Origin of the sequence: Streptomyces capoamus, assembly GCF_014654935.1 — a bacterium.
Lineage (GTDB): Bacteria > Actinomycetota > Actinomycetes > Streptomycetales > Streptomycetaceae > Streptomyces > Streptomyces capoamus.
Genome location: NZ_BNBF01000011.1, coordinates 179,218 through 186,751, shown reverse-complemented (window position 1 = coordinate 186,751; position 7,534 = coordinate 179,218). Strand labels below are relative to the sequence as shown.

General features: G+C 73.2%; 9 protein-coding genes. 5 read left to right on the top strand and 4 right to left on the bottom strand.

Going from position 1 to position 7,534, the window contains the following annotated elements:
• Window positions 1-22 precede the first annotated feature (22 nt).
• The 5 genes from IE312_RS19340 (at window position 23) to IE312_RS19320 (ending at window position 4,456) form a co-directional block, all read left to right on the top strand.
• Window positions 23-625 (top strand): TetR/AcrR family transcriptional regulator, encoded by a 603-nt coding sequence (locus tag IE312_RS19340; RefSeq protein WP_189983423.1) that lies wholly within the window; start codon window positions 23-25, stop codon window positions 623-625.
• Window positions 626-741: 116 nt separating this feature from the next.
• Window positions 742-2,946, top strand: a complete 2,205-nt coding sequence (locus IE312_RS19335; RefSeq protein ID WP_189983421.1) for an MMPL family transporter — start codon at window positions 742-744, stop codon at window positions 2,944-2,946.
• 148 nt (window positions 2,947-3,094) lie between these two features.
• Window positions 3,095-3,265, top strand: coding sequence for a hypothetical protein (locus tag IE312_RS19330; protein WP_189983419.1), 171 nt, complete (start codon window positions 3,095-3,097; stop codon window positions 3,263-3,265).
• Entirely contained in the window at window positions 3,262-4,107 is an 846-nt protein-coding gene (locus IE312_RS19325) for a DMT family transporter (protein ID WP_189983417.1), read from the top strand. The genes IE312_RS19330 and IE312_RS19325 overlap by 4 nt, the downstream gene beginning before the upstream one ends.
• A 73-nt stretch (window positions 4,108-4,180) precedes the next feature.
• Window positions 4,181-4,456: a DUF1876 domain-containing protein gene (locus IE312_RS19320; protein WP_189983415.1), complete on the top strand. Its 276-nt coding sequence runs from the start codon at window positions 4,181-4,183 to the stop codon at window positions 4,454-4,456.
• Between the two features lie 34 nt (window positions 4,457-4,490).
• On the opposite strand, the gene IE312_RS19315 is transcribed toward IE312_RS19320, so the two are convergent.
• The 4 genes from IE312_RS19315 to IE312_RS19300 all read right to left on the bottom strand — a co-directional run bounded on the left by IE312_RS19315 (window position 4,491) and on the right by IE312_RS19300 (window position 7,497).
• A complete protein-coding gene (locus IE312_RS19315; protein WP_189983413.1) occupies window positions 4,491-5,651 on the bottom strand; it encodes a serine hydrolase domain-containing protein in 1,161 nt (386 codons plus the stop codon).
• Window positions 5,652-5,724: 73 nt separating this feature from the next.
• Window positions 5,725-6,171 carry an organic hydroperoxide resistance protein gene (locus IE312_RS19310; RefSeq protein WP_189983411.1) on the bottom strand — a complete coding sequence of 149 codons (447 nt, stop codon included), beginning with the start codon at window positions 6,169-6,171 and terminating at the stop codon, window positions 5,725-5,727.
• 106 nt (window positions 6,172-6,277) lie between these two features.
• Complete coding sequence (locus IE312_RS19305; protein ID WP_189983409.1) at window positions 6,278-6,742, bottom strand: MarR family winged helix-turn-helix transcriptional regulator; 465 nt, start codon at window positions 6,740-6,742, stop codon at window positions 6,278-6,280.
• Entirely contained in the window at window positions 6,739-7,497 is a 759-nt protein-coding gene (locus tag IE312_RS19300; RefSeq protein ID WP_189983407.1) for an energy-coupling factor ABC transporter ATP-binding protein, read from the bottom strand. Before IE312_RS19300 ends, IE312_RS19305 begins: the two co-directional genes overlap by 4 nt.
• Window positions 7,498-7,534 lie beyond the last annotated feature (37 nt).

The window sequence follows — 7,534 nt, the reverse complement described above, 5'->3', positions numbered from 1 at the left end:
CCGGAGCGGGAAGGTGACTGGCATGACCGAAGCCACTGCCACGGCGCGGCGCAGCCGGATCACGCCCGAGCGCGAGGCCGAGCTGTACGACGCCGTGCTCGACCTGCTCCGGGAAGTCGGCTACGACGCCCTGACCATGGACGCCGTGGCCGCCCGCACCCGGTCCAGCAAGGCCACGCTCTACCGCCAGTGGGGCGGCAAGGCCGAACTGGTCGCCAAGGCCGTCCGGCACAACAAGCCGGGCCGGGTCGGTGACGTCGACACCGGCTCCCTCAAGGGCGACCTGCACGCGCTCACGATGCGTGCGGACGACTGCGAGATGGAGCAGAGCTCCGCGCTGATGCGGGGCCTGGCCATGGCGGTGCACGGCAACCCGGACCTCCTCAAGGCGTTCCGGGAGCACCTCATCGAGCCGGAGATGGCGGACTTCCGCCGCGTGCTGCAACGCGCGATCGACCGGGGCGAGATCCGTGCGGACAACCCCGCGATCGGGTTCGTGATGCACATGATGATCGGCGGGTTCGCCGCCCGCACCATGATCGACGAGCAGCCGCCGACGCAGGAGTTCCTCCTCTCGTACATCGACGCCGTGGTCCTCCCCGCCCTCGGCGTCCCCGCCTCCTGAACCACCTGGTTCACGCTCTTCCCCAGCAAGCCCACCACCTGACGTCACCGCTCACGTCGTCGGGCTGATCATCCCTGCCCAGCTGAACCCCACGACCTGACCGGGAGTACGCCTCCGTGGCCACGTTCCTCTACAAACTCGGCCGACTCGCCTTCCGGCGACGGCACTTCGTCGCCCTCATATGGGTCGCGCTGCTCACCCTCGCCGGGGTGGGCGCCGCCTCCGCGCCGGCCGCCGGCAACACGTCCTTCTCCATCCCCGGCACGGAGGCGCAAAAGGCCTTCGACCTGCTGGAACAGCGCTTCCCCGGGATGAGCGCCGACGGCGCCACCGCCCGGGTCGTCTTCAAGGCCCCGAAGGGCGAGAAGATGACGGACGCCGTCAACAAGGCGGCCGTCGAGAAGACCGTCAAGGAACTGGGGAGCGGTTCCGAGGTCGCCTCGGTCGCCGACCCCTACACCGGGCACGCCGTCAGCAAGAACGGCACCATCGCCTACGCCTCGGTGAAGTACAAGGTCTCCGGCATGGAGCTGGAGGACTCCTCCCGGGACGCCCTGAAGGCGGCCGCGCAGCACGCGCGGGACGCCGGGCTGACCGTCGAGGTCGGCGGTGACGCGCTGAACGCGACGCCCGAGACCGGCTCCAGCGAGATCATCGGCATCGCGGTCGCCGCGGTCGTCCTGGTCATCACCTTCGGTTCGCTGCTCGCGGCCGGGTTCCCGCTGCTCACCGCCCTCATCGGGGTCGGCATCGGGGTCTCCACGATCAGCGCGCTGGCCAGCGCGCTGGACCTGGGCTCCACCACCTCCACCCTCGCCTCGATGATCGGCCTCGCCGTCGGCATCGACTACGCGCTGTTCATCGTCTCCCGCTACCGCGCCGAACTCGCCGAGGGCCGCGAGCGCGAGCACGCCGCCGGCCGCGCGGTCGGCACGGCGGGCTCGGCGGTGGTGTTCGCCGGCCTCACCGTCGTCATCGCCCTGGTCGGCCTGTCCGTCGTCAACATCCCGATGCTGACGAAGATGGGCATCGCGGCGGCGGGCACGGTCGCCATCGCCGTCCTCATCGCCCTGACCCTGATCCCGGCGCTGCTCGGCTACGCCGGCCGCAGGGTCAAGCCGACCGGCGAGAAGAGCAGGCTGCTCGGCGGCGGCCGTACGCCGAAGAACCCCGGCCGTCCCAACATGGGCACCCGCTGGGCCAGCTTCGTCGTCCGCCGCCCGGTCGCCGTCCTGCTGCTCGGCGTGGTCGGCCTCGGTGCGGCGGCGGTCCCGGCCGCCTCCCTGGAACTCGGTCTGCCCGACGACGGCTCCCAGCCCGTCTCCACCACCCAGCGACGCGCCTACGACCTCCTCTCCGAGGGCTTCGGCCCCGGCTTCAACGGCCCGCTGATGGTCGTCGTCGACGCCAAGGGCAGCGCCGACCCGAAGGCCGCGTTCACCGAGGTCGGCGACGAGATCAAGGGTCTGAAGGACGTCGTCACCGTCACCCCGGCCACGCCCAACAAGGCCGGCGACACCGCGACGATCACCGTCGTCCCCCGGTCCAAGCCGTCCTCGGCGACCACCGAGGACCTGGTGCACGCCATCCGGGACAAGGGCGCGGACATCGCCCGGGACACCGACTCCTCGGTCCTGGTCACCGGCTCGACGGCGATGAACATCGACGTCTCGCAGAAGCTGAACGACGCGCTGCTGCCGTACCTCGCCCTGGTGGTCGGCCTGGCCTTCCTGCTGCTGATCGTGGTCTTCCGCTCGGTGCTGGTCCCGCTGAAGGCGGCCCTCGGCTTCCTGCTGTCGGTGATGGCCGCGCTCGGTGCCGTCGTCGCGGTGTTCCAGTGGGGCTGGCTGTCCGGCCTGATGAACGTCGAGCAGACCGGTCCGGTCATGTCGATGATGCCGATCTTCATGGTGGGCGTCGTCTTCGGTCTGGCGATGGACTACGAGGTGTTCCTGGTGACCCGGATGCGGGAGGCCCACGTCCACGGCGAGAAGCCGAGCCAGGCGGTGGTGACCGGCTTCCGGCACGGTGCCCGGGTCGTCACGGCCGCCGCCGTCATCATGATCGCCGTCTTCTCCGGCTTCATCGGCTCCAGCGAGTCGATGGTCAAGATGATCGGCTTCGGCCTCGCGATCGCCGTCTTCTTCGACGCGTTCATCGTCCGCATGGCGATCGTCCCGGCGGTCCTCGCCCTGCTGGGCAAGCGGGCCTGGTGGCTGCCGAAGTGGCTGGACCGCGCGCTGCCCAACGTCGACGTGGAGGGCGAGGGCCTGCGCGCCCACGCCGGTCCCGGGGGAGAGAAGGAGCTGGTACGCGCCTGACGTACCGCTCCTGACGGCAGAGCCGCCGGTGAGGGTGCCCGTGGGGACGGGGCCGCACCCTCACCGGCTTCCTCCGTCACCGGCGCCGCCCGGCCGCCCGGCCGGAACTCGTTTCGTACACCACGCAGTGACCCGCTAGCGTGCGCCCATGACGACGACCGCGCGCCCCCGCACCGCCGCCGCACCGGAGAGAACGGCACCGGAGGCCGCACCGGAGGCGGCAACGGAAGCCGCGGCGGAGGAGACGGGGGCGGAGGAGACGGGGACGGTGGCCGGCCCGCCGCGCACCGTGTCCCCGGCCGGGCGGCGGTCCGCGTGACGCCCTTGGTCGCGGCGGCCGTGCTGCTCGCCGCCGTCACCCACGCCAGCTGGAACGCCATCGCGCACCGCATCACCGACAAGCTCGTCGGCTTCGCCCTGATCTCCGGCGGCGGGCTGCTGATCGGGCTCGCGATCGCCCCGTTCGCGCCGTTCCCGGCCGGACCGGCCTGGCCGTACCTGCTCGCCTCGGCGGCCGTGCACATCGCCTACTACGCCCTGCTGATGACCTCGTTCCGGCTGGGCGACTTCGGGCAGGCGTATCCCCTCGCCCGTGGCAGCGCCCCGCTCGTCGTCACCCTGCTCGCCGCCGTCTTCGCGCACGAGGTGCCCGGCGCCTGGGCCGGCGCCGGCATCGCCGTGTCCTGCCTGGGTCTGTCCGGCGTCAGCCTGTGGGGGCTGCGCGGCAGGCGGCCCGACTGGGCGGCGACCGGCGCGGCCCTCGCGACCGGTGCGACCATCGCCGTGTACACCGTCGTCGACGGCCTGGGCGTCCGGGCCTCGGGCACGTCCCTCGGCTACATCGCCTGGCTCATGGCCGTCCAGGGCGCGGTCCTGCCCGCCTTCCTGTACGCACGCGCGCGGGCCGGCACCGTACGGCTGCTGCGGCCGTACGCCGCCCTCGGCCTCCTCGGCGCCGCCCTGTCCGTCGCCGCGTACGGCCTGGTGCTGTGGGCCCAGACCCGGGCCGCGCTCGCCCCCGTCGCCGCGCTGCGCGAGTCCTCCATCATCGTCGGCGCGGCCATCGGCGCGCTGTTCTTCAAGGAACGCTTCGGCGCCCCGCGGATCGCGGCGGCTGCCCTGGTGGTCCTGGGCATCGGCCTGATGCTGCGCGCCGGCTAGGACCCGGCGCCGACATGACGGGCCGGGTGGCGAGGCGCACCCTGGAGACAGCGAGTTCTCGGAGGTGGCCGCCATGATGCACACCACTGTCGGATGGCACATCGAGCTGGAGTTCATGGAGGACGGTCAGCACACGCGCGCGGCGGCGCTGGTGCGGCTGCCCGACGGCTCCGAGGTGCGGGCCCACGGCCGCGCCAACCGGCACCGCATCGACTCGAACCAGCCCCGGGTCGGCGAGGAGATCGCGGGCGCCCGCGCCCTGAACGAGCTGGCCATGCAGCTGCTGACGAAGGCCCACGAGGAGATCGACGCGGCGTCCGGACGGACCTCGCACCCGATCCACGTCTGACCGCCGCCCCGGCGCGCGCCGGGGCGCCCGCGGATCAGCCGAGGGCCGCGCGGACCGCCCGCACCAGTGCCTGGGCCCTCGGGTCGGCCGTGACGCTCTGCCGGAAGCCGTTGGTGACGTAGCCGAAGGCGATGCCCGACTCCGGGTCGGCGAAGGCGAGGGCGCCGCCGCGGCCGGGGTGCCCGAAGGAGCCGGGGCAGAGCAGCGGGGACGCGGCGCCGTGCAGCATGTACCCGAGGCCGAACCGGGTGCCCACCACCAGCACCCGGTCCGGTCCGGCGGACCGCTCGGCGCGGGCCAGCTCCACCGTCTCCGGCGTGAACAGCCGGGTGCCGCCGTCCACCTCGCCGATGAGCGAGGCGTAGAAGCGGGCCAGCCCGTCGGCCGTGGCGATGCCGTTGGAGGCGGGCAGGGAGGCGGCGCGGTACGCGGGGTCGTTCTCGTCCGGGAGCGGGGTGATCGCGGCGAAGGCGCGCCGGGTCAGGGAGTCCGGGTCGGCGTAGGCCTCGGCGACCGCGCGCTTGGGGCGGGTCCTCAGGCCGCCCGTGGCCTGAGGGGCGTCCACCGGTCCGACGCGGCCCACGCGCGCGTGCAGGGCCGACGGCAGGCCCAGCCACAGGTCCGCGCCGGCCGGCCCGGCGATCTCGTCCGCGATCCACTCGCCGGCCGGGCGGCCGGTGACCCGGCGCAGCAGTTCACCGGTGAGCCAGCTGTAGGTCTGGGCGTGGTAGCCGTGGTCCGTGCCGGGCTCCCACACCGGGGCCTGGGCGGCGACGGCGGCGGCGCCGAGGTCGGGGTCGAGGGCCTCGGCGGGGGTCAGCGGGCGGTCCAGCACGGGGACGCCCGCGCGGTGCGCGAGCAGGTCCCGTACGCGCGTGTGCTCCTTGCCGGCCGCCTTGTACTCCGGCCAGTACGTGCCGACCGGGGCGTCCAGGTCCAGCTCGCCGCGCTGGTGCAGGAGCAGCAGCGCGGCGGCGGCCACGCCCTTGGTCGCCGAACGCACGATCTGCGCGGTGCCCGGCTGCCAGGGGGCCGTACCGTCGACGTCCGCCGTGCCGGCCCACAGGTCCACGACCCGGTGTCCGTCGCGGTAGACGGCGACGGCCGCGCCGCGCTCGCCGAGCAGCGCGAAGTTCGCGGCGAACGCCTCCTCGACCGGCTCGAAGCCCTCGGCCACAGTGCCGTTCACGTCCACGCCCGCCGTCCCTTCCCAGTGCCTGCGACTGTGGGTGCAACGTGGGGTGTGGTCCTGCGATTCCTCGGTGGGATCAGCCCAGAACAATCGTTACATCGATGTTGCCGCGGGTCGCGTTCGAGTACGGGCACACCTCGTGCGCCGCGTCCACCAGCCGGGCCGCCACCTCGGGGTCCAGGACCGGCAGGGAGACGCTCAGGGCGACGGCGAGGCCGTAGCCGCGGTGCTTGTTGGGGCCGATGCCGACCTTCGCGGCCACGGTGGAGCCGGTCAGGTCGTAGCCCTCGCGGTTGCCGACCAGGATCAGCGCGTTGTGGAAGCAGGAGCTGTACCCGGCCGCGAAGAGCTGCTCCGGGTTGGTGCCGTCGCCGTGGCCGCCCAGCTCGGGAGGCATCGCGACCTTCAGCTGGATCCGGCCGTCCTGGCTGGTGACATGGCCGTCGCGGCCGCCGTGGGCGGTGGCCTCGGCGACGTACATGATCTTCGTCGGACGCGTGTCGGCAGCGGTTGCCTCGGTCATGGCCGGCCTCCCCCGGAACAAGTGGCGCACAATTGCATCGTGCACAAGGTACTGGTCGGTCGGTCGGGGTCGGCCCGAGGGGGTGGTAACCGGGGGTAATCCCGGCTCAGTACCGGTCCGCCGCCGCGGCGGCCCGCTCGGTCAGCCTCCACAGCTCCTCGCGCAGCCGCGCGATCTCCGGCGCGCCGAGCCCCGCCGTCGTGAGGAGCGCGCCGGGCACGCACGCCGCGCGCTCCCTCAGCTCCTCGCCGCGCCCGGTGCACGCCACGAGCACCGAACGCTCGTCGTCCGGCGCGCGCTCCCTGCGTACCAGTCCCGCCCCCTCCAGCCGTTTCAGCAGCGGCGAGACCGTGCCGTAGTCCAGCCGCAGGGCCCGCGCCAGCTCCTTCACGGTGGTCTCGCCGCGCTCCCACAGCACCAGCAGCACCAGGTACTGCGGGTAGGTCACCCCGAGGCCGTCCAGCAGCGGGCGGTAGGCGGCGGTCACGGCGCGCTGCGCCGCGTACAGCGCGAAGCACAGCTGGTCGTCCAGCAGCAGCGAGCCCTCGGCGGCGGCGTCCTCGTTCGTCACGCGCCCATTGTCACGGACTTCGGGTCGAAACCGAACGGCAGCTCCAGCCGGTGCGCCCGCATCAGCTCCTCGTCGGACAGCAGCGCGGCCGTCGGGCCGTCCGCCGCGATCACCCCGTCGCTCAGGATCAGCGAGCGCGGGCACAGTTCCAGGGCGTACGGCAGGTCGTGCGTCACCATGAGGACGGTGACGTCCAGGGAGCGCAGGATGTCGGCCAGCTCACGGCGGGACGCCGGGTCCAGGTTGGACGACGGCTCGTCCAGCACCAGGATCTCCGGCTCCATGGCGAGCACGGTGGCCACCGCGACCCGGCGGCGCTGCCCGAAGGACAGGTGGTGCGGCGGCCGGTCGGCGAAGTCCTGCATCCCGACCCGCTCCAGCGCGGTGCGCACCCGCTCCTCCAGCGCGGCCCCCCGGATCCCGGCGGCGGCCGGCCCGAACGCCACGTCCTCGCGCACGGTCGGCATGAACAGCTGGTCGTCCGGGTCCTGGAAGACGATGCCGACCTTCTGCCGGATCGCGGCCATGTGCCGCTTGCCGACCGGGAGCCCGGCCACGGTCACCGTGCCGGTGCCGCCGCCCAGGATGCCGTTGAGGTGCAGCACCAAGGTCGTCTTGCCGGCGCCGTTGGGCCCCAGCAGGGCGACCCGTTCGCCGCGTGCCACGGAGAAGTCCACGCCGAACAGGGCCTGGTGGCCGTCGGGGTAGGCGAAGGCGAGGCCGGAGACCTCCAGAGAAGCTGTCACAGCATCCATCCCAGCAGACAGACGACGAGGGCGGCACAGGGGAGGG

What these genes read in the sequence shown, in the direction of transcription:
- IE312_RS19340 (WP_189983423.1), top strand. Translation starts at nt 23, where the DNA reads ATGACCGAAGCCACTGCCACGGCGCGGCGCAGCCGGATCACGCCCGAG.
- IE312_RS19330 (WP_189983419.1), top strand. Translation starts at nt 3,095, where the DNA reads ATGACGACGACCGCGCGCCCCCGCACCGCCGCCGCACCGGAGAGAACG.
- IE312_RS19320 (WP_189983415.1), top strand. Translation starts at nt 4,181, where the DNA reads ATGATGCACACCACTGTCGGATGGCACATCGAGCTGGAGTTCATGGAG.
- IE312_RS19310 (WP_189983411.1), bottom strand. Translation starts at nt 6,171, where the DNA reads ATGACCGAGGCAACCGCTGCCGACACGCGTCCGACGAAGATCATGTAC.
- IE312_RS19300 (WP_189983407.1), bottom strand. Translation starts at nt 7,497, where the DNA reads ATGGATGCTGTGACAGCTTCTCTGGAGGTCTCCGGCCTCGCCTTCGCC.